The sequence below is a fragment of the Candidatus Accumulibacter cognatus genome, from assembly GCF_000584975.1.
Taxonomy (GTDB): Bacteria; Pseudomonadota; Gammaproteobacteria; order Burkholderiales; family Rhodocyclaceae; genus Accumulibacter; species Accumulibacter cognatus.
This window is the reverse complement of the sequence record NZ_JDST02000030.1, coordinates 41153-61445: the sequence shown is the minus strand read 5'-3', so window position 1 is coordinate 61445 and position 20293 is coordinate 41153. Positions and strand designations below refer to the sequence as shown.

Annotated in this window: 19 protein-coding genes and 1 pseudogene; 9 read left to right on the top strand and 11 right to left on the bottom strand. The window is 61.3% G+C overall.

The annotated features are described in order from the left end of the window. Positions 1–34 precede the first annotated feature (34 nt). Positions 35–1630 (bottom strand): urea ABC transporter permease subunit UrtB, encoded by a 1596-nt coding sequence (gene urtB, locus AW06_RS06395; RefSeq protein ID WP_034947361.1) that lies wholly within the window; start codon positions 1628–1630, stop codon positions 35–37. Between the two features lie 84 nt (positions 1631–1714). Beyond that, positions 1715–2983 (bottom strand): urea ABC transporter substrate-binding protein, encoded by a 1269-nt coding sequence (gene urtA / locus AW06_RS06390; protein WP_034947471.1) that lies wholly within the window; start codon positions 2981–2983, stop codon positions 1715–1717. A 343-nt stretch (positions 2984–3326) separates the two neighbouring features. Between urtA and AW06_RS06385 the strand changes: the two genes are divergently transcribed. After that, the gene (locus AW06_RS06385; protein ID WP_138677257.1) at positions 3327–4541 is read left to right on the top strand and encodes a glycerate kinase; all 1215 of its coding nucleotides are present in this window, start codon (positions 3327–3329) and stop codon (positions 4539–4541) included. Between the two features lie 49 nt (positions 4542–4590). On the opposite strand, the gene AW06_RS06380 is transcribed toward AW06_RS06385, so the two are convergent. Further along, on the bottom strand, positions 4591–6006 hold the full coding sequence (locus AW06_RS06380; RefSeq protein WP_034947357.1) for a bifunctional enoyl-CoA hydratase/phosphate acetyltransferase: 1416 nt from the start codon (positions 6004–6006) through the stop codon (positions 4591–4593). A gap of 336 nt (positions 6007–6342) precedes the next feature. Here AW06_RS06380 and AW06_RS06375 point away from each other — a divergent pair, with 336 nt between their 5' ends. Genes AW06_RS06375 through AW06_RS06355 form a run of 5 tightly spaced genes read left to right on the top strand, consistent with a single transcriptional unit; the run spans position 6343 to position 11481 of the window. Beyond that, the gene (locus AW06_RS06375; RefSeq protein WP_246148238.1) at positions 6343–8184 is read left to right on the top strand and encodes an NAD(P)H-dependent oxidoreductase subunit E; all 1842 of its coding nucleotides are present in this window, start codon (positions 6343–6345) and stop codon (positions 8182–8184) included. Continuing rightward, entirely contained in the window at positions 8181–8912 is a 732-nt protein-coding gene (locus AW06_RS06370) for a 2Fe-2S iron-sulfur cluster-binding protein (RefSeq protein ID WP_034947355.1), read from the top strand. The genes AW06_RS06375 and AW06_RS06370 overlap by 4 nt, the downstream gene beginning before the upstream one ends. 1 nt (position 8913) lies before the next feature. Beyond that, positions 8914–9477, top strand: a complete 564-nt coding sequence (locus tag AW06_RS06365; protein WP_034947352.1) for an NADP oxidoreductase — start codon at positions 8914–8916, stop codon at positions 9475–9477. Between the two features lie 11 nt (positions 9478–9488). After that, on the top strand, positions 9489–10967 hold the full coding sequence (locus tag AW06_RS06360) for a Ni/Fe hydrogenase subunit alpha (RefSeq protein WP_034947350.1): 1479 nt from the start codon (positions 9489–9491) through the stop codon (positions 10965–10967). Further along, on the top strand, positions 10960–11481 hold the full coding sequence (locus AW06_RS06355) for a hydrogenase maturation protease (protein WP_273704443.1): 522 nt from the start codon (positions 10960–10962) through the stop codon (positions 11479–11481). Before AW06_RS06360 ends, AW06_RS06355 begins: the two co-directional genes overlap by 8 nt. A gap of 118 nt (positions 11482–11599) precedes the next feature. Here AW06_RS06355 and AW06_RS06350 read toward each other — a convergent pair whose 3' ends face one another. After that, entirely contained in the window at positions 11600–12340 is a 741-nt protein-coding gene (locus AW06_RS06350; protein ID WP_034947348.1) for an FkbM family methyltransferase, read from the bottom strand. Between the two features lie 271 nt (positions 12341–12611). On the opposite strand from AW06_RS06350, the gene crcB reads away from it, so the two are divergent. The 3 genes from crcB to AW06_RS06335 all read left to right on the top strand — a co-directional run bounded on the left by crcB (position 12612) and on the right by AW06_RS06335 (position 14598). Continuing rightward, positions 12612–12998, top strand: a complete 387-nt coding sequence (crcB, locus tag AW06_RS06345; RefSeq protein WP_034947347.1) for a fluoride efflux transporter CrcB — start codon at positions 12612–12614, stop codon at positions 12996–12998. Positions 12999–13061: 63 nt separating this feature from the next. Beyond that, the gene (locus AW06_RS06340) at positions 13062–13415 is read left to right on the top strand and encodes a DUF190 domain-containing protein (RefSeq protein WP_034947345.1); all 354 of its coding nucleotides are present in this window, start codon (positions 13062–13064) and stop codon (positions 13413–13415) included. A 16-nt stretch (positions 13416–13431) separates the two neighbouring features. Then, positions 13432–14598, top strand: a complete 1167-nt coding sequence (locus AW06_RS06335; RefSeq protein WP_034947342.1) for an MFS transporter — start codon at positions 13432–13434, stop codon at positions 14596–14598. Between the two features lie 33 nt (positions 14599–14631). On the opposite strand, the gene AW06_RS06330 is transcribed toward AW06_RS06335, so the two are convergent. From AW06_RS06330 to rplU, 7 genes and pseudogenes are all read right to left on the bottom strand, one after another. Beyond that, on the bottom strand, positions 14632–15363 hold the full coding sequence (locus AW06_RS06330; RefSeq protein ID WP_171047193.1) for a lipopolysaccharide kinase InaA family protein: 732 nt from the start codon (positions 15361–15363) through the stop codon (positions 14632–14634). A 24-nt stretch (positions 15364–15387) separates the two neighbouring features. Then, positions 15388–16071 (bottom strand): class I SAM-dependent methyltransferase, encoded by a 684-nt coding sequence (locus tag AW06_RS06325; RefSeq protein ID WP_034947338.1) that lies wholly within the window; start codon positions 16069–16071, stop codon positions 15388–15390. A gap of 1000 nt (positions 16072–17071) precedes the next feature. Beyond that, positions 17072–17215, bottom strand: a pseudogene (locus AW06_RS20035) (helicase HerA-like domain-containing protein); the annotation flags it as partial. A 4-nt stretch (positions 17216–17219) separates the two neighbouring features. Next, the gene (gene proB / locus AW06_RS06320) at positions 17220–18338 is read right to left on the bottom strand and encodes a glutamate 5-kinase (protein WP_034947335.1); all 1119 of its coding nucleotides are present in this window, start codon (positions 18336–18338) and stop codon (positions 17220–17222) included. Positions 18339–18340: 2 nt separating this feature from the next. After that, entirely contained in the window at positions 18341–19444 is a 1104-nt protein-coding gene (gene obgE, locus AW06_RS06315; RefSeq protein ID WP_046536870.1) for an Obg family GTPase CgtA, read from the bottom strand. Between the two features lie 96 nt (positions 19445–19540). Then, positions 19541–19804, bottom strand: a complete 264-nt coding sequence (gene rpmA / locus AW06_RS06310) for a 50S ribosomal protein L27 (RefSeq protein WP_034947332.1) — start codon at positions 19802–19804, stop codon at positions 19541–19543. Positions 19805–19823: 19 nt separating this feature from the next. Continuing rightward, entirely contained in the window at positions 19824–20159 is a 336-nt protein-coding gene (gene rplU, locus AW06_RS06305) for a 50S ribosomal protein L21 (protein WP_034947329.1), read from the bottom strand. Positions 20160–20293: the final 134 nt, after the last annotated feature.

Here is a 20293-nt window from a genome sequence, read left to right as displayed (position 1 = left end):
GTGCAGGCGAAGGGCGCATGAAATCTCCCGGACTTTAGGATTCGACAAAGCGGCCCTTGAGGGCAAAAAGCCCCTGCGGACGCTTCTGGATGAAAATGATGATGAACACCAGCACGACGATTTTTGCGACCACTGCCCCCGTCCAGCCCTCGAGAAACTTGGTGAACACGCCCAGACCCAAGGCTGCCCAGACTGCGCCGGCAAGCTGCCCGACCCCGCCGAGAACGACGACCATGAATGAATCGACGATGTAGCCCTGCCCCATGTCGGGGCCAACATTGGCAATTTGCGACAGTGCCACGCCGCCGAGTCCAGCGATCCCTGCACCGAGGCCGAAGGCCAGGGTATCGACGCGCCCGGTCGGCACGCCGACGCAGCCGGCCATGGCACGGTTCTGCGTCACCGCGCGGACGAACATCCCTAGGCGAGAGAGATTGAGAATCGCCCACATCACGGCGAGCACGGCAATCGAGAAGCCGACGATGATGATCCGGTTCCAGGGCAGCATCAGGTTGGGCAAGACCTCTATGCCGCCGGCCATCCATACCGGGTTGGCGACCTCGACGTTCTGCGCGCCGAATAGCGTGCGCGCCACCTGCATCAGAAACAGCGAGATTCCCCAAGTGGCGAGTAGTGTCTCCAGTGGGCGGCCATAGAGGTGGCGGATGACGATCCGTTCCATGAGGATGCCGACCAGTGCTGCCGATATAAAGCCGACCGGGATTGCCGCCAGCAGATACCAGTCGAGCAGCCCCGGCAGATGGGCTCGAAATACGCTCTGCATCACCCATGCCGAATAGGCGCCGACCATCAGCAGTTCGCCATGTGCCATGTTGATGACACCCATGACGCCGTAGGTGATCGCCAGGCCAAGGGCGGCGAGCAGGAGGATCGAGCCGAGCGACAGGCCAGTGAAAGCGCGGCCGAGATTGTCAGCCCAAGCCAGCCGCTGCTCTATCGAACGGATCGATGTCCCCGCCGCGGCGCGCACTGCGCTGTCGGGCTCGATCCAGGCGTCGCCGCGCTTTTCGGTCAGCGGCAGCAGCATTTGCCGGACGTTGGGGTCGCTGCTTTCGCCGAGGATACGGACAGCGGCAAGTCGCACCTCAGCCTCGGTCGAACCGAGGCTGGCTTGCGCATGCGCCAATTGCAGGCGGGTCCTGATCTCGGGGTCAGTTTCGATGGCCAGCGCCCTGTCGAGCAGCGGCAGCATTTTGGCGTCTGCGCTCAATGTCAGCTCCTGGGCAGCTTGCCAGCGCATTGCGCGTTCGTTCGAGAACAGCCGCAGCGCGGCGAGGGCGCCCGACAGCTCACGGCGCACGCGGTTGTTGATGCCGATCGTCTCGGTCGCCGCAGGTGTCGGCTTGATTTCGGTGTGGCTGGCTGCGTCGAGGACACGCGCGCCGTCGACGATCACCACCCGCTCGCCGGCCAGCGCCAGCGAGTCGTCGGCCAGTGCCTTGAGGACGGGCAGCGCTTCGTCGGGTGCTGCTTGCGCCAGCGCGGCAATCGCGGCGATCTTGGTCTCCGAGTCTTCGGACGCGAGTGGCTTGAGCAGAGTCGGGTCAATCGCCGCCAGGCAAGCCGTATTCAACAGCCATCCGCAAAGCAGTAATCCAGTGGTGCGCATGCTTTCTCCTAATCCCTCTGCCTCTTCCGGAGCCGGGAGGGGCAGAGGAAGCTGCGTGAGTCGCGGCCGCGACTCACGCGCTGCTTACTTGCCTTCCGGCTGATCCTTCTTCTTGTCGTTACCCGGAATGTACGGGCTCCACGGTGCAGCCTTGATCGGACCAGGAGTCTTCCAGACGACATTGAATTGCCCGTCGGCCTTGATTTCACCGATGAATACAGGCTTGTGCAGATGGTGGTTCTTCTCGTCCATCTTGATTGTGAAACCGGACGGCGCCTTGAAGGTCTGCCCCGCCATCGCCGCGATCACCTTGTCGACGTCGGTAGACTTGGCCTTCTCGACCGCCTGCTTCCACATATAGACTCCGATATAGGTCGCTTCCATCGGGTCGTTGGTCACCGCCTTGTCGGCGTTGGGCAGCTTCTGCTTGACCGCCCAAGCGCGGTACAGCTTGGTGAACTTGTCGTTCTCGGGGTTCTTCAAGGACATGAAGTAGTTCCACGACGCCAGGTGCCCGACCAGCGGCTTGGTATCGACGCCGCGCAGTTCCTCTTCGCCGACCGAGAAGGCGACCACCGGCACTTCGGTGGCCTTCAGGCCAGCATTGCCGAGTTCCTTGTAGAACGGCACGTTGGAGTCGCCGTTGATGGTCGAGACCACCGCCGTCTTCTTGCCTTCGCTGGAGAACTTCTTGATCTTGGCGATGATCGTCTGGTAGTCGCTATGACCGAAAGGCGTGTACTCTTCCATGATGTCGGCATCGGCGACGCCCTTCGACTTGAGGAAGGCGCGCAGAATCTTGTTGGTGGTGCGCGGATAGACGTAGTCGGTGCCGAGCAGGACAAAGCGCTTGGCTTCACCGCCGTCCTTGCTCATCAGATACTCGACCGCCGGAATCGCCTGCTGGTTTGGCGCAGCGCCAGTGTAGAAGACGTTGTACTCGAGTTCCTCGCCTTCGTACTGCACCGGATAGAACAGCAGACCGTTGAGTTCCTTGTAGACTGGCAGCACCGACTTGCGTGACACCGAGGTCCAGCAGCCAAAAGTGACCGCGACCTTGTCCTTGCTCAGCAACTGGCGTGCCTTCTCGGCGAACAGCGGCCAGTTCGAGGCCGGGTCGACAACCACCGGTTCGAGTTTCTTGCCAAGCACGCCACCCTTGCTGTTGATCTCGTCGATGGCCATCAGGACAGTCTCCTTGAGCGCCGTCTCGGAAATGGCCATTGTCCCAGAAAGGGAATGTAGAACCCCGACCTTGATCGTCTCCGCAGCCAGTGCGCTGACCGAGGTGAGTCCGAAAGCGGTGGTGATGGCGGCGGCTGAAAGCGTCTTCATGAAATTACGACGTAGCATCTGTTTTGGCTCCTCGAAGGTTAAGAACTGGGAAGAAAGGAAGAAATCTTCCTGTCCGGATAACAAAGCAACCACCATGCCAGACCTTCACGGAAACTAATGGATGCTAGCAGAGGGATGACTGGGTGTCCTTGCCCGGTCTGGTAGCTGAATCGCGCACCATAATGGTGCGTAGCCCCAAAACGGGCACCAGGATGAGACAATTGGAGGCCAGAGGGAACTGACGGCGCCAGGATTGGGACCGGCGACGGCAAACTCTCGGTGTTCATCGTTGGCTGCCTCTGGGCGATTCTCTTTGCCAGGGAGATCATCCTTTTCAATCGTAGCTGGAGAAGCAGACATGTTGCGTATCGTGGTGGCACCGGATTCATACAAGGGCAGCGTGTCGGCGATGGCGGTTGCCGAGGCCATGGCACGAGGAATCCTGCAGGTCTTCCCGACGGCCGAAGTGCGCAAGATCCCGATCGCCGACGGCGGAGAGGGAACCGTACAGGCGCTGGTCAGCGCTACCGCAGGCCAACTGCGCGTGCACGAGGTCAGCGACCCACGCGGCGAGAAAATCACCGCCCAGTGGGGAGTTCTCGGCGATGGCCAGAGCGCGGTGATCGAAATGGCGGCCGCTTCGGGCCTGACGCTGCTGAATGCCAGCCGCCACGACCCGCGCGTCACCAGTACCTACGGCACTGGCGAATTGATCCGCGCGGCGCTCGATGCCGGCCTGCGCAAGATCATCATCGGTATCGGCGGCAGTGCCACCAACGACGGTGGCGCTGGCATGGCGCGTGCACTCGGCGTTCGTTTCACCAACGCTCAAGGCCTCGAACTGCCGGCAGGCGGTGCCGCGTTAGCGCAACTTCAGCATATCGATCTGACAGGTCTCGACACACGCTTGCTGGAAACTGAAATCACCGTCGCCTGCGACGTGGACAATCCGCTCTGCGGTGCGCGAGGTGCATCGGCCGTTTTTGGCCCACAGAAAGGCGCGACCCCGGCCGTCGTCGCCGAACTCGATGCCGCACTCGCACATTTTGCCGCCCATGCACAGGCTACGACTGGTCGCCAGGTGGCCGAACTCGCAGGCGCGGGTGCAGCCGGCGGCCTTGGCGCCGGGTTGCTGTTCTTCACACCGGCGAAACTCAGCCCCGGCATCGACATCGTCCTCGACGCGGTCAATTTTGCCGAGGTCGTCAGCGACGCCGCTTTCGTGCTGACCGGCGAAGGCCACACCGATTTTCAGACCGCTTTCGGCAAGGCTCCGGTCGGTGTCGCGAGAATCGCCAAACAGTTCCAGGTGCCGGTATTCTGCCTGTCGGGTGGTCTGGGCCAGGGCGCCGACGCGGTCCTGGCCCAGGGAATCGATGCTGTTCTCAGCATCTGCGACCGGCCGATGCCGCTCGAGGAATGCATGCACCGCGGCAGCGCGCTGATCGAAGCAGCGTCAAGCCGTTTGTGCCGGATCATCCGGGCGGTTAATGTGCGAGCCGCTTCAGCGACTCACGACCGTGCGGCTGCGCTCATCCAGGGACTGTCCGCCAGCGCTGGCGCAGCAGGCGATTGACAAGAAGAGCAAGGGTTCGGAAAGTCACGCGCCAAGGTCGCAGCCACCGCTAACTCGCCTGTTTCTCGCGGGCGGCGTGCGCGATCAGCGCGGCGATCACGCAGGAGGCGATGCGCGTTTCGGCAGTGTCGGCGCGGCTGGTAAGGACGATCGGCACGCGTGCGCCGAGGACGATGCCGGCGCTGAGCGCGTTGCCCAGGTATTCAAGCTGTTTGGCGAGCATGTTGCCGGATTCGAGGTCGGGGACGACGAGGATGTCGGCACGTCCAGCGACCGCCGAGCTGATTCCCTTGGTCTTCGCGGCAACCAGCGAGACGGCGTTGTCAAAGGCGAGGGGACCGTCGAGTAGCCCACCTTTGATCTGGCCGCGGTCGGCCATCTTGCACAGTGCTGCGGCGTCGAGCGTGGACTGGATTTTGGGGTTGACGGTCTCTACCGCCGAGAGAATGGCGACCTTGGGTTCGGCGGTGCCGATGATATGCGCGAGGTCGATGGCGTTCTGGATGATGTCGACCTTCTCCTGCAGCGTCGGCAGGATATTTACAGCCGCATCGGTGATCATCACAGGCCGCGGATAGGTCGGCACGTCCATCAGGAAGACATGGCTGATGCGCCGCTCGGTGCGCAGGCCCGTGCTGCGGGCAATCACCTCGGCCATCAGTTCATCGGTGTGCAGGCTGCCCTTCATCAGGGCCTCGGCGTCGTGACTGCGGATCAGCGTTACGGCCATGGCCGCGGCTTCATGGCTGTGCTTGACGTTCACGATCCGGTGCGGTCCGAGGTCAAAGCCATGTTCCTCAGCGACGGCGCGAATCTTCTGCTCGGGTCCGATCAGGATCGGGTCGATCAGGTTCGCCTCGGCGGCAAGCAGGGCGCCCCTGAGCGATTCACGATCACAGGGGTGAACCACCGTCATGTCGATCGGTGCCAGGCCTTCGGCACGCTTGACCAGCACCTGCAGCCGCGCATATTTGTCGGATATGGTGATTTCCGGCATGGTCGTGCGCTTGGTGCGGATTTTTTCCCGCGGCGCCAGCACTTCAGCGCTGCCCGACACCACCAGCAACTGATCCTGATTGAAACAGGTACAGTCGAGGATGATGTGGTGGTTGTGGTCGAACTTCTGTTTGACGGTAAGCGTTACGGTAACGGTATCGCCGATGGTCACCGGCCGCGCAAAGTGCACGGTCGATTCGATCAGGACGGTTCCCGGCCCTGGAAACTGCGTTCCCAGGGTGGTCGACATCAGTGATGCGGTCCACATGCCGTGTGCGATGAAATCCTGGAACAGGCCGCTGTGGCGGAATTCGGCATTGGCCAGTGCGGGATTCATGTCGCCGGACATCAGGGCGAAGAGTCTGACATCCTCCGGGCGCAGTGTGCGGATCAGTGACGAGCTGTCACCGACATTGATCTCGTCGTAGGTTCGACTTTCGAGAAATTCGAGCGGGGTCTCAAAATGCATGCTGGGCTCCGAATGACGATTGCAGGGGTGATCAGAACGAGGCCGGGATATTGTACCCGCCGCCGCTCAGAAGTCCGTCACCGACCCGGCTGCAGGTTCTCGCAGCGATGTGGCAGGCTAGTCGCCGCAGTGACGCACTCTGGAATCGGCAATGACTCACTGATGGATGTTATTATGCTGCAACGCAGCACAAAATGCCATGACGATCTGAATCTGCGCGGCACGATCCGGTGGCTCATCGGACATTTTGTTGACCTGCATCAGTACGTACTGCGATGGAGAGGCTTAGGCTTCCTGGGGTGGATCGGAAATCGCTGCGCTCGGTGGGAGACTGTCGTGACGGAAGAATGTTTTGATGCCGCAAGGCTGGACGAACTGCTGCAGCCGATCATCGACCGTCATGGCGGTGATCCGGGCCAGTTGCTGCAGATTCTGCTGGCGGTGCAGGACGCGCTGGCTTACCTGCCCGCAGCGGCGCTGACCGCGATCGCCAGGGCGCTCAAACTGCCGCGCGCGCGCGTCGAAGGCGTTGCCGGTTTCTATTCCTTCCTGCACCTGGCGCCGGTCGGTCGCTATCGCGTACTGTTCTCAGACAACATCACCGATCGCATGCTCGGCAGCGCCGAGCTGATGGATCGCCTGTGCAACCGCCTGTGGATCGAGCGCGGCAAGGTTTCCGAGGAGGGGCTGGTCAGCGTCGATACCACTTCCTGTACCGGCATGTGCGACCAAGGGCCGGCGCTGCTGGTCAATGGGCGGGCACTGACACGCTTGTCGGCCGAGCGCATCGACCGTATCAGCGAACTGATCCGGGCAAAGGTGCCATTGGCCGACTGGCCAGAGGAATACTTTCGGGTCGACGACAATCTGCGCCGCCGCGATGCCTTGCTGAACGTGTCCTGGCCGGCCGGCGAAGCGATGCGGGCGGCGATTGCGCGCGGCGCCGAGGCGATGCTTGCGGAAATGAAGGCCTCCAATCTGCGCGGACGCGGGGGTGCTGGTTTCACCACACAGGTCAAGTGGGAGTCGGCACGCCGGGCGGAAGGCCAGGGCGAGCACCTAAGCCGCTACGTGGTCTGCAATGCCGACGAGGGCGAACCCGGCACCTTCAAGGATCGCGTGCTGCTCTCCAGCTATGCCGACCTGGTTTTCGACGGCATGAGTGTAGCGGGTTTGACGATCGGTGCTGGCAAGGGCCTGCTCTACCTGCGTAGTGAGTATGCGTACCTGCTGCCGGCATTGCGTGCAAACCTCGCGCGGCGCCGGCAGAGCGGCCTTCTCGGACAATCCCTGTGCGGCCAGGCGGGTCGTGACTTCGAGATCGACATTCACCTCGGTGCCGGGGCCTATGTCTGCGGGGAGGAGTCGGCGCTGCTCGAATCACTCGAAGGCAAGCGCGGCGTACCGAGGATTCGCCCGCCTTTCCCAGTCAGCGTTGGTTATCGCGGGCAGCCGACAGTAGTGAACAACGTCGAGACGCTGTGCAAGGCGGCACTGATCGCGGTCCATGGGGGCGCCTGGTTTGCCGGTCTGGGCACCAAGCAGTCGACCGGCACCAAGCTCTTGTCAATTTCGGGCGACGTCGAAACGCCGGGGATCTACGAGTACCCCTTCGGCGTTTCGGTGGCGCAGGTGCTCAAGGACTGCGGCGCCGGTAACGCGCAAGCAGTGCAAGTCAGCGGGCCTTCGGGAATCTGCCTCGGGATGCACGAGTTTTCCCGCCACATTGCTTTCGAGGATGTACCGACGGCAGGCGCTTTCATGGTTTTCGGCGCGCATCGCGACATGTTCGAGGTGGCTCGCAATTTCGCCCACTTCTTCGCACACGAGAGCTGTGGCTTTTGTACGCCCTGCCGCGTAGGCACAGCGCTGGTCGCCAACTGCATGGACAAGATCGCCGACGGCCGTGGCTCGCAGTACGACATCAACGAGATCTTCAAAATCCATCGCCTTCTGCATGCCGCCAGCCATTGCGGGCTCGGACAGTCGGCATGCAATCCCGTGTTCGATACGCTCAACAAGTTTCGCCCGGCGTATGAGCGACGCCTGCGCTCGCTCGACTTCGTACCGGCTTTCGACCTCGACCAGGCGCTCGACGCGGCTCGCCAGATGACCGGACGCGACGATGCAGCGGCGCACTTCGGTCTTGCCGCCCGAATGAAGGGATGTGCGCCATGAAAACACCCAATATTCTGCTCGACGGCCTGGCGGTGCCTTTCGAGGACGGACAGACGATCATGGACGCGGCGATGGCCGCCGAGATTTTCATTCCACACCTCTGTCATCATCCCGGGTTCAAGCCGCAAGGCAGTTGCAAGCTATGTACGGTGAAGGCCAACGGCCGTTACGTGTCGTCGTGCACGATGCCGGCGAAGGATGGCATGGAGGTCGAGAACAATTCGCCGGATCTCAACGACAAACGGCGGACGATGCTGCAGATGCTGTTCGTTGAAGGCAATCATTTCTGTCCCTCGTGCGAACAGAGCGGCAACTGCATGCTGCAGGCCCTGGCCTACGAACTTGAAATGCTGTCGCCGCATTTCAACCAGTTCTATCCAAACCGGCCGCTCGATGCTTCGCACCCCGATCTGCTGCTCGACTTCAATCGCTGCATTCTCTGCGAGCTGTGCGTGCGCGCCAGCCGTGACGTTGATGGCAAGAATGTCTTTGCCCTCTCCGGGCGGGGCTTGACCAAGCATCTGATCGTCAATGCCGAGTCCGGGCGGCTGGCCGATACCGACTTTTCCCTGGCCGACAAGGCGGCGCATGTCTGCCCGGTCGGGGTGATCATCGAGAAACGCAAGGGCTTTGCGATCCCGATCGGCAGGCGTCGCTTCGATGTCGAACCGATCGGAATGCAGGTCGAGCGCCTGGCCAACCGGACTGCGACCGAGGAAGAGGCCTGAGATGAACGCTGTGCCCCAGAACCGGAAACTGCGGAAGTTACGTCTGGCAACGACTTCGCTGGCCGGCTGTTTTGGTTGCCACATGGCATTTCTCGACATTGACGAGCGTTTGCTGGAACTGCTCGAACGGGTCGAATTCGACCGTTCGCCGCTGACCGACATCAAGACCTGCGGCCCTTGCGACATCGGCCTGATCGAAGGCGGCATCTGCAATGCCGAGAACATCCACGTGTTGCAGGAGTTTCGCAGCAACTGCAAGGTGCTGATCGCCATCGGCGCCTGTGCGGTCAATGGCGGGCTGCCGGCGCAACGCAACCATCTCGACCTCGGTCGGTGCCTGCAGGAGGTCTATCTGACCGGGCCGGGAATCGTCAACGGGCAGGTGCCCAACGATCCGGAATTGCCGCTGCCGCTCGACAAGGTGCACCCTATTCATGAAATCGTCCGCGTCGATTACTTCATTCCCGGCTGCCCACCGTCGGGCGACGCGATCTGGAAGTATCTGACCGACCTGCTCGATGGGCGGACACCACGGCTCGAATATCCCTTGCTGCATTTTGATTGATGGAGGCTCGCATGGAAGACGCCTTGTTCGCACTCGAAACCGCGCCTGCCGACGCTGGCCCGCTGCGTCGGGTGGCGATCGACCCGGTGTCGCGCGTCGAAGGTCACGGCAAGGTGAGCTTGCTGCTCGACGAGAACGATCAGGTGCAGCAGGTTCGCCTGCACATCGTCGAATTCCGCGGTTTCGAGAAGTTCATCCAGGGACGACCCTACTGGGAAGTGCCGGTAATGGTGCAGCGGCTGTGCGGGATCTGCCCGGTCTCGCACCATCTGGCGGCCGCCAAGGCGCTCGACCAGGTGGTCGGTGCCGCGCCATTGACGCCGAGTGCCGGGAAACTGCGCCGCCTGATGCACTATGGGCAGATTTTGCAGTCGCATGCTCTGCATTTCTTTCATCTTTCTTCGCCGGACCTGCTTTTCGGTTTCGATAGCGAGGCTGGCCAGCGCAACATCGTCGGTGTCGCGGCGGCGTATCCCGAGGTTGCGAAGCAGGGTGTGCTGCTGCGCAAGTTCGGCCAGGAAGTGATTCGCCTGACCGCCGGCAAGCGCGTGCATGGCACCGGCGCAATTCCCGGTGGCGTCAACCGCGCCTTGAGCCGTCCCGAACGAGATCGCTTGCTGGCTGAAATCGAGTCGGTCATCTGCTGGAGCCGGCAGGCGGTACAGCTCGTCAAGCGTCTGCATGCGGCTGACCCGGCGTTCTACGACGGCTTTGGCACTTTTCGATCGAATCTCCTGTCGCTGGTCGGCGCCGACGGTGCGCTCGACTTTTACGATGGTGCGCTGCGCGCGCGTGACGCCGACGGCAAAATCCTTGTCGATGCTTTCGCTGTCAGCCGATACCATGAGCTGATTCGCGAGGAAGTCAAGCCATGGAGTTACATGAAATTTCCCTTCCTGGCGGCGCTTGGCTCGCAGGAAGGGTGGTACAAGGTCGGGCCGCTGGCGCGCGTGCAGAATTGCGATTCGATTCCGACGCCACTCGCCGAAATCGAGCGCCGCGAGTTCATCGACCACGGCCATGGCGAACTGATCCACGCGCCACTGGCCTATCACTGGGCGCGCATGATCGAGATGCTGCACGCGGCAGAGAAGATCGGGGAACTGCTGAACGACGACGATCTTTCCGGGACTGAACTCTGCAGCAGCGGCACCCGCAAGCGTGAGGGCGTTGGTGTCATCGAGGCGCCGCGCGGCACGTTGATCCACCACTACCGTGTCGATGACGACGACCTGGTGACGATGTGCAACCTGATCGTCTCGACGACGCACAACAATCAGCCAATGAACGAGGCGATCCGCCGCGTCGCTCGCCGTTACCTCAACGGTCGCCAGCTCAGCGACAGTTTGTTGAACCATATCGAGGTCGCGATTCGCGCTTTCGACCCCTGCCTCTCCTGCGCCACGCATGCCCTCGGCAAGATGCCGCTGCAGCTCGAATTGCACGATGCCAGGGGGCAACTGATCGAGCGCTTGCGCCCTGTTGCCTGAGATCCCGGAGGCGCTGCCCTTGTCACTCGCGCCGGTGGTCATTCTGGCTTGCGGCAATCCCAGTCGGGGTGACGATGCGCTTGGGCCGCTACTGCTCGATCGTCTGCAGGAGTGGCTCGATGCTGCTGGTCTGGCTGAAGGTTTCGAGCTGATCAGCGACTTCCAGTGGCAGATCGAGCATGCGCTCGACCTCATGGGAAGACGGCTGGCGCTGTTCATCGATGCAGGCATGCAGACGCCGGCGCCGCTACGCTTCGGTGCGGTGCCGGCGATCGACGCCGCAATACCCGGCACGCATGCCTTGTCTCCCACAGCGGTGCTCGCCGTGCTGCCGCGCATCGCTCAGCCAGCCCCGCCCGCTTTCGTGCTCTGTGTCTCCGGTCAGCACTTCGAGCTTGGCGATGGTCTGAGCGCTGTCGCGATCCGCCATGCCGATTGCGCTTTCGAACTGCTGCAAGCCCTGTGTCGTTCTCCCTGGATAGACGCCTGGCAGGCGAGCATATCCGGGGATTGAAGTTGGCTGGCGCCTGCCGGTCGCCAGGGGCTGCGCGTAGCGCCACTCCGACTCGCCCAGCCGCGCCTGCGGTTCGGGTTGCCTTTGGGTATCCCTCCGGCCTGCCGGATATTCCCCTTCAAGCCGGCAAGCTCTGGGTCGCCGCCAGGCCACGAACCAGCATGCAGTCGAATTCGATGATTGCCATGGTTGTTTTGTCGCGCGAGACGGGGAAGAAGCCGGATGGCAGGAATCCCGCCTCCTTGAAAACGGCCAGAGATTCGATGAAACCGGGGGTTCCCTCGTAGAGTGGGATCACCGAACACTCGATAAGGACGGCCCTGATCTGTGGCAGCAAGGCCGTCGCCCCCGAGAATACCTTGAGGTCGAATCCCTGCGTGTCCAGTTTGAGGAGCAGGCGATTGTCCGGCCCGGCAATACCCTCGATGCCGTCCAGGCGTCTAACCGGCACCTTGATGATTTCTTTCAGGCCGGTGCGGTGAGGGAAATACTGCTCGGATTTCTCGTTGGTTTTCAGGAACGATGAAAAATCGCTACCGGCAAGGATGTTGAGTTCCATTACGTCGTCCTGTTCGGCCAGCCCGCAAGAATGGGCCGTGAACAAACGATCCGCTGCGAATCGCTCGGCGAGCGCATGGGCCATCGCCGGAATGGGCTCGAATGCCTCGATGCGTCCGGAAAATCCAGCGGCGCGCAGCCGCAATGAAAATTGCCCGGCATTGGCGCCCACATCGATCACCGTATCAATCGCGTGCTTGTCGAGGACGTGCAGCAGGTGCCTGTCGAGTTGCAGGTGATTCTTGCGGCGGGAAATCGCATCGTAGCCAAACAAGCCGGCCAATGCAGGAACAAGTTTCATCTCTCTCCTTACAGTTGAACAGGTAGCGAGTCAGTCCCGTTAACGGTCATGGCGATACCGACACCCCACGTCCGGAAGTCATGGCGGTTAGGGATGGCCTGCCGATGGAGACTATTCAGCAAACAAGATCCAATGCTATATTGGGTCTCCGGAAGATTGTATCCTCCCGCAACCGTCGGTGGCCGGTGCCTCATGCTTTGCGGCTGATCCGTGTGGGCGCCTCTTTCCAGCCTGTCCGCACCAGCCACATGATCCTAAGGCGCAGTTGTAAATGTGGAAATCAATTCTTGCCATCGCCGTCGGTGCTGCGTTCGGCGCACTATTGCGCTGGCAACTCGGGATCAGGCTCAACGCATTTTTTCCAACCATCCCACCCGGCACGCTGGTCGCGAACCTGATCGGTGCCTACGTGATCGGTCTGGCGATTGCTTTCTTCGCCTCTTTCTCGGCCTTCTCCCCGGAATGGCGTCTGCTGGTGATTACCGGATTCTGCGGCGGGTTGACCACTTTCTCGACTTTTTCCGCCGAACTGGTAACACTGCTGCAGCAGGGGCGTGTCTTGTGGGCTCTCGGTATTGTCGCGGCGCATGTCGTGGGCTCGGTTCTCATGACTATTGCCGGCATGGCCACCATCGTCTGGGCAAGGATTTGGATCTGATGCTACCCCACAGGGCAGGTAGGAGTGACGCAACAAAGCGGGTTCAAGGACAGGGTGACAAGCATGGAAGGCGCATTTTTGAGATTTTACGTCAGTGAACGCGAGGCATGTCACGGTGTTCTGCTCTGGGAGTGGTTGCTCGAACGAGGCAACCAACTCGGAATCCGGGGCGGCTCGGCGTTCCGGTCGATTGGTGGTTTCGGGCGACGCCATGCCTTGCATGAAGACCGTTTCTTTGAACTGGCAGGAAGCGGTGGTATCGAGGTCGAGTTCGTGGTTACCGAGGAAGAAGGAAAACGCCTGCTCGATCTGATTCGCCGGGAGAATTTCCGCATCTTTTACACGCGCATCCCGGCCCAGTTCGCGATCATTAATCCGGATGTCCAAGACCCGCCGGGCATGAGCACTGACGATTGACGCAAAAGCCGTGAATATGCTCGGAAGCCTGCGTGAATTGCCGCGAACCGTCTGGCTGCTCGGCTTGGTAAGTTTTTTCAACGATTCCACCAGCGAGCTGATCTACCCGCTGCTGCCGATTTACCTAGCCTCGGTATTGATGGCCGGCCCGAAGGCCTTGGGCATCATCGAGGGGATTGCTGAAGCCACAGGGAGTCTGCTCAAACTTCTTTCCGGCGTGCTCGCGGATCGTCGCGGCTCGGCCAAGCCCTGGGTGGTTGGCGGCTATGCGCTGGCTGCGATCGCACGCCCGCTGCTGGCCTTCGCCACTTCCTGGCCGATACTGCTGTTGCTGCGCTTTGCCGACCGGGTCGGCAAGGGCTTGCGAAGTTCGCCGCGGGATGCACTGCTGGCGTTGACGGTGGATCCGAGCCGGCGCGGACTGGCCTTCGGATTTCATCGTGCACTGGACAACGCCGGGGCCGTCGTCGGGCCGCTGCTGGCGGCCTGGCTTCTCGCCGAGCGAGTACCATTGGCAGACATTTTTCTTTGGGCTGCGCTGGGGGGGGCGATCACGGTTGCCCTGACGCTGGCGGTCAGGGAACCGCAGCGGAACGCAGCGACGCCAGGGAAGCCCTTCAGCTGGACACTGCACGGCTTGCCGTCACCGTTCAAACGTTACCTGGGGGTACTGGCGCTATTCACCCTGGGCAACTCGTCGAACATATTCCTGCTGCTGCGGGCAAAGGAACTCGGTCTTGCCGAATACCAGATACCACTGCTCTGGGCGCTGGTGTCCTGCAGCGCAGCGCTCTTTTCCACGCCGCTCTCGGCATTGTCCGACAGGCTCGGCCGCACCCGTCTGATTGTCGGCGGCTGGAGTGTCTATAGTATTTTCTACTTGCTGCTCGGGATGAATCCGCAGCCTCTGTTGCTGTGGCCGCTGTTCGCGTTCTACGGCCTGTTCCTGGCTGCGACCGAAGGGGCAGAGAAGGCGCTGATCGCTGACCTGGTGGGCAAGGAAATGCTGGGCACCGCTTACGGCTGGTTCAACCTGACAACGGGTCTTCTGCTGCTGCCTGCCTCGGTGATCTTCGGCGGCTTGTGGCAATCCGTCAGTCCGCTCGTGGCTTTCGCCTTCTCTGCGGCCTGTGCTTGGTTGGCGGCGCTTCTGCTGCACCTGTGGGTGCTGCGGCGGAGTTGATCAGGATACATATTTTCAGCGAACCGTGACCGCCTACTCCTGCAAAGCCGCTTGCTGTTGCCGGTAGGCGGCATGGAAAATGTTCCAGTCGCCATCATTCCAGCCGTCGGTGTGGCGCAGCAACTGATCGAGATCATGCCTGCGCACGCGCTCACGGCTGATGCCCTGGCGCAGCTTTTCCAGATCGATGAAACGAACGTCACTTTCCTGATAGGTGTTACCCATTGCCGGCATGCGACGGACAAACACATGCTTGCCATACAGACAACTGTGTTGCAGGCCATGATGATGGAGGCGGGCGCAGGCACGGGCAGTGGCGGTGATCAGGGATTGGCGCTGCAATGGCTCGCCATTTCCAGCTGTGACATTCCACTCATCGAGGCTGATGAAGCTGTCGAGCGCGCGCGTCACCAGAATCGCACGCCAGCGGGCGGATTCCTGCCGGTCGCCGTAATAGAGTGCCTCGACGGTGCCGACTTGGTGTGCGCCAAGGCGCAGGATGTTCAGGTACTCGCGGTAGAAGGTCGGGATGCCGCGCCACGGGTGACGTAGCGTTCGGCACAGGTGGTTTTCCTGTCGTTTAAGGAAGATGGCGCTGCCATCATTGAGCACATGTCGGCTGACACCACTCCAGCCGCCACGGCGTTCATTGGGGGCTTCATGCCAGTCGGAGCTGAGTGACCACAGCCCTTCGAAGTCGGCGAGCTGGCTGGCGCTCAGTTGCTCGCGCGCCAGCTGGTCCGGAAACAGATCACGAGCCTTCACCGGGAATACCATGCGATGCAGAGGTTAGACGGCTTTCTTGCGCAGGACGTAGGTGCGCCACATGAACAGGCGGGGCAGGAAATCGATGTGGCCGACGATCTCGAAGCCGGCATTACGGCACTCACGTTCGAACTGGGCGCGCTGTACGACGAAGCGGTTGTCGCTCATTTCGCCTTGTTGCAGGCGTTTCTGTTCAAGTCGGCGGCGGCGCCAGGCCTTGTAGTTGCCATCAACCCACAGCGACAGCACCACCGTATCGCGGGTCACGCGACGAAATTCCTTCAGCATTGCGAGGCGGTTGGCCGATTCGCCAATGTGGTGCATGAGGCGAATCGAGAAGATGCAGTCGACACCGTTGTCGGGCAAGGTAATCTCGAAGGCGGAACACTGCAACAGACGGAAACGCCGAACTACGGCCGGGTCACGGACTTTTCTGGCGACTTCGAGCATGGCTGCGCTGTAATCGGCGGCCAGCAGTTCGCGTTGTGGGTTCTCGGCCAGCATGGACCAGAAGCGCCCCGTGCCACAGGGCAGGTCAAGCACCGACACCGGGTTGCCGGCCAGGGCCAGGGCGCGGGCGGCCATGCGGTGCTCCATGCGGTCAGAGAGCTTTTTCTCGTTGTGCTTCCGGAAGTACTCTTGCGAATGGGTGTCGGTGTACTTGTCCGAAAAGGACAGGTGAATGGCCGGTTTCTGCTGGTCGCTCATGTCATCGCTTGGCGTAGGGGGGCGGGGTGTGGCGGGTGTTCAGTGGAAAGCCAAGCATACCATAGAGCCGGCGGTCGGCACCGTCGGCAGGGCCCTTGCCTCAGGGCAATTGCATGAATGTTTTGTACGTAGAAACGACGTTCAATGGAATTTTTCCCTTGATTGTCCGCTCGCGAGTGAGCACTGTGAATGACTTCCGGTCAGGACAGAGGTCAGGTGCGTGCAGGCAGTCGACCGGGTTGAAAACGTGGCAGCTGCGGATTTCGAACCGGCTGTGATCTTTCTCGACGACTTCGTGAAAATGATGCGTCGTTTTGTCTGAAACCGCTTCGAAGGCGCCGACCAAATCCTTGAGCGACGCGGCCAGGGTGTGCTGATTGTCCTTGACCGGCAGGATATAAAGCGTAAGGCAACCTCCCGAAGAATGTCAGTACTCCAGGATCTTCTGGGCGCCACCAAGCCGTGGCTTGAACGCCGACTGCGCGAGCCTGGGTTGCTTCTCGGAGTGGACGACGCGGAATCGATGAAGAAATTGCGCGCAGGCTTTGATGTAGCATGATCGGCTTCAATCGTATTGAAACCGGCTACAAACATGCTCGCCCCACTTTTATTCGGCAACTACCGTCAGCAAGTCCTCGCCCGCTTGCTGCTGCTCCCTGAACATCGCTATTCTTGAGGCTGATGAAGGCGAACGAGCGCCTGAAGCTGCTGGTGGCGAAGCGCCGTTGCCAACGGTTCGGCCGGGGTTCCGTACGCATGGCGGGGCCGCTGGGCCAACTGGTGGAACGTGAAAGCGGCGAGGCCGAGGCCGCCACTCACCTTGATCCCCGCACCCCATCGCGCTGTTCCCGGATACCCCGTGCCCTGCCAGACCCGTTCTCCCGGAGACTTCTGTCCACGGAACTGAGGGCACCGCCTGCGACCCGATGGCAAGCGCGATACTCCTGGTTGTGTTAATGCCCGTAGATTGCTGAACTGGTGATCGTCGCCAGACGTTCTGCGGACCGACGCGCGACGCCGGTGGCAGAATGGATGACTGCTCGACGACACTTGGCTTCCCCTTGTCGTTGAGGAAGGAAAGCAGCGCCTCGCCGACACCGAGTTCGGGAATCGCCGTCTCGGTGTCGAACTTCGGGTTCAGGCGGTGGTCAGGTGAGAATCAGGTTGTCGCGATGGATGATCTCGGGCTCGTCAATATAGCCGAGAATGTCTTCGATATCCTGGCTGGCGCGGCGTGCGATACGCCGACCATCGCTGCTGCCGTAGTTGACCAGGCCGCGGGCAACTTCGATGCCTTCGCTGGAGACGCAGGCAACCGCTGCGCCGCGTTCGAAGTCGCCCTGAACCGTCAGGACGCCAATCGGCAGGAGGCTTTTCCCATCTCTGAGCGCATGGATGGCGCCGCCATCGAGGATCAGTTTCCCATTCAGCTGCAGGTGGTCTGCAAGCCATTGCTTGCGTGCCGTGAGCGGCGGAGTTTCCGAGACCAGCAAGGTTCCGAGCGGCTCCCCACGTGCCAGTCGAACAATGACGTCGGTCTCGCGCCCGCTGGCGATGACGGTGTGTGCGCCACTGCGTGCCGCGCGCTTTGCGGCAATTACCTTGGTGATCATGCCACCTTTACCGAATGCGCTGCCGACGCCGCCGGCCATCGCTTCCAGGGCGGGATTGCCGGCCCGCGCTTCACTGATCAGCGTGGCGGTCGCGTCTTTGCGGGGGTCGGCGGTGAACAAGCCTTGCTGATCGGTGAGAATGAGCAGGCAATCGGCTTCGATGAGATTGGCCACCAGCGCGCCAAGCGTGTCATTGTCACCGAATTTGATTTCGTCGGTCACGACGGTGTCGTTCTCATTGATGATGGGCACCACGCCGAGCTGCAGGAGAGTGCTCAGCGTCGAGCGGGCATTGAGGTAGCGCTTGCGGTCGGCGAGGTCGTCATGGGTGAGCAGGATCTGCGCGGTATGCAGGTGGTAGCGGGCAAAAGCGCGCTCATAAACCTGCGCCAGTCCCATCTGGCCGACGGCCGCAGCCGCCTGCAGCTCATGCACGGCGCGCGGGCGCTTGTGCCAGCCCAGACGTTGCAGGCCGCAGGCAATCGCTCCCGAAGAGACAAGAACGACCTGTCTCCCGGTTGCGCATAACTCGGAGATCTGTCTTGCCCACTCATCGATGGCCGCCAGGTCAAGACCTTCGCCGTTGTTGGTGACCAGTGCCGAACCAACTTTAATGACCAGCCGGCGGGCAGAAGAAGTACGGGTGGTGGCCATGTTCAGGAGGTTTGCCCGTCTTCGCAGAAGCCGTTCGGGAAATGCGCGGCGGTGGCTGACTTTATGGCAGTCGAGGCGGCGCGGGGCAGTTGGTCCAGCGCCTCCTGGAGTTTCTTCACCAGCAGGCGACAGCCGTCGCCGCTGATGGCACTGACTCGAAAACTCGGAGTCTCACTCGTGTCGGCGGCCTTGTAGGCTTCCAGAAAGTCGGCAATACGCTGCTCGCGTTCGTCCTCGGGAATCAGATCAAGCTTGTTGAGGACCAGCCAACGTGGCTTGCTGGCGAGTTCCGGGTCATATTTTTCCAGCTCACGGACAATGGTCATTGCGTCACGAACGGGGGTGGCCAGAGGATCGAACGGTGCCAGGTCGACGATATGCAGCAATAAGCGTGTGCGCATCAGATGCTTGAGAAAGCGGATGCCCAAGCCGGCACCTTCAGCGGCGCCGTCGATCAGGCCGGGTACGTCGGCGATCACGAAGCTTTTGTCCTGGTCCACACGCACGACGCCGAGATGCGGTTCGATGGTTGTAAACGGGTAATCGGCCACTTTTGGACGGGCTGCCGAGACTGCGCGCAGGAAGGTGCTCTTGCCGGCGTTAGGCAGGCCCAGCAGGCCAACATCGGCCAACAGGCGCAGCTCCAGCCGCAGGTCACGCTGCTCGCCGGGTTCTCCGCGCGTACATTGACGTGGTGTGCGATTGACGCTCGACTTGAAATGGATGTTGCCGAGGCCGCCACGGCCGCCTTTGGCCAGCAGCACTTTCTTGCCATCCTCATCGAGGTCGGCAAGTATTTCGTTGGTATTGACATCGGCAATCAGGGTGCCGACCGGCACGCGTAGCGTCAGGTCCTGGCCGCGCTTGCCATAGCAGTCGCTGGAGCCGCCGTTCTCGCCGCGCTTGGCGCGAAACCTGCGTGCGTAACGGTACTCGATCAGGGTGTTGACGTTGCGATCGGCAAGCACGTGTACATTGCCGCCGTGTCCGCCATCGCCGCCATCCGGACCACCCTCGGGTTCATATTTCTCACGCCGAAACGAGACAATGCCGTTGCCTCCGTCGCCGGCGCCAACAAGAATCTTCGCCTCGTCGATGAATCTCATGTGTGCTTCCTGTTTCGAGAGATTTGAAAGCAAAAAGCCCTACCGGCAAGGATAGGGCTTCGTGCAGGGCTGGCTGGCCTTGGCTGCCAGCGTGGTTCAGACGGCAACCGGGATGATACTGACGGTGCGCCGGTTCAGCGCTCCCTTGATCGCGAACTGCACGTGCCCATCGATCAGCGCGAATAGGGTGTGGTCCTTTCCAATGCCCATATTATCGCCGGGATGATAGGCGGTGCCACGCTGGCGAACGATGATGTTGCCAGCGCGCACCAGCTGCCCCCCGTAGCGTTTGACACCCAGACGTTTTGCTTCCGAGTCGCGGCCGTTACGTACGCTGCCGCCTGCTTTCTTGTGTGCCATGAGTCAAGTTCCTTCCAAGTCAGGCCGAGGGTTCGAGCTTAGAGCCATCGGCGATGGCGTCAACGCGAATTTCGGTGTAATTCTGGCGATGCCCCTGATGCTTCATCGAGTGCTTGCGACGGCGCATCTTGAAAATCCGGATCTTGTCGTGACGACCATGCGACAGCACAGTGACCCTGACCGTGGCGCCGCTGACGATTGGCGTGCCGACCTGCACGGTCTCGCCCTCGCCAACCATGAGAACCTGATCAAGGGTGAGTTCTGCGCCAACTTCTGCCGGTATCTGTTCTATTTTCAATTTTTCGCCGCTGACAACCCGATACTGCTTGCCACCGGTTTTTATGACCGCGTACATGTTGGACTCCAAATAACAATGCAAAGAACCGCATATTGTAAGTATTCATTGGTGCATCGTCAAAGGGTTTGCGTGCTCGGCGTGCTTCCGCCAACACCGAGCGCTGCCGGTCTTGAACACTCACCGGTCAAGCC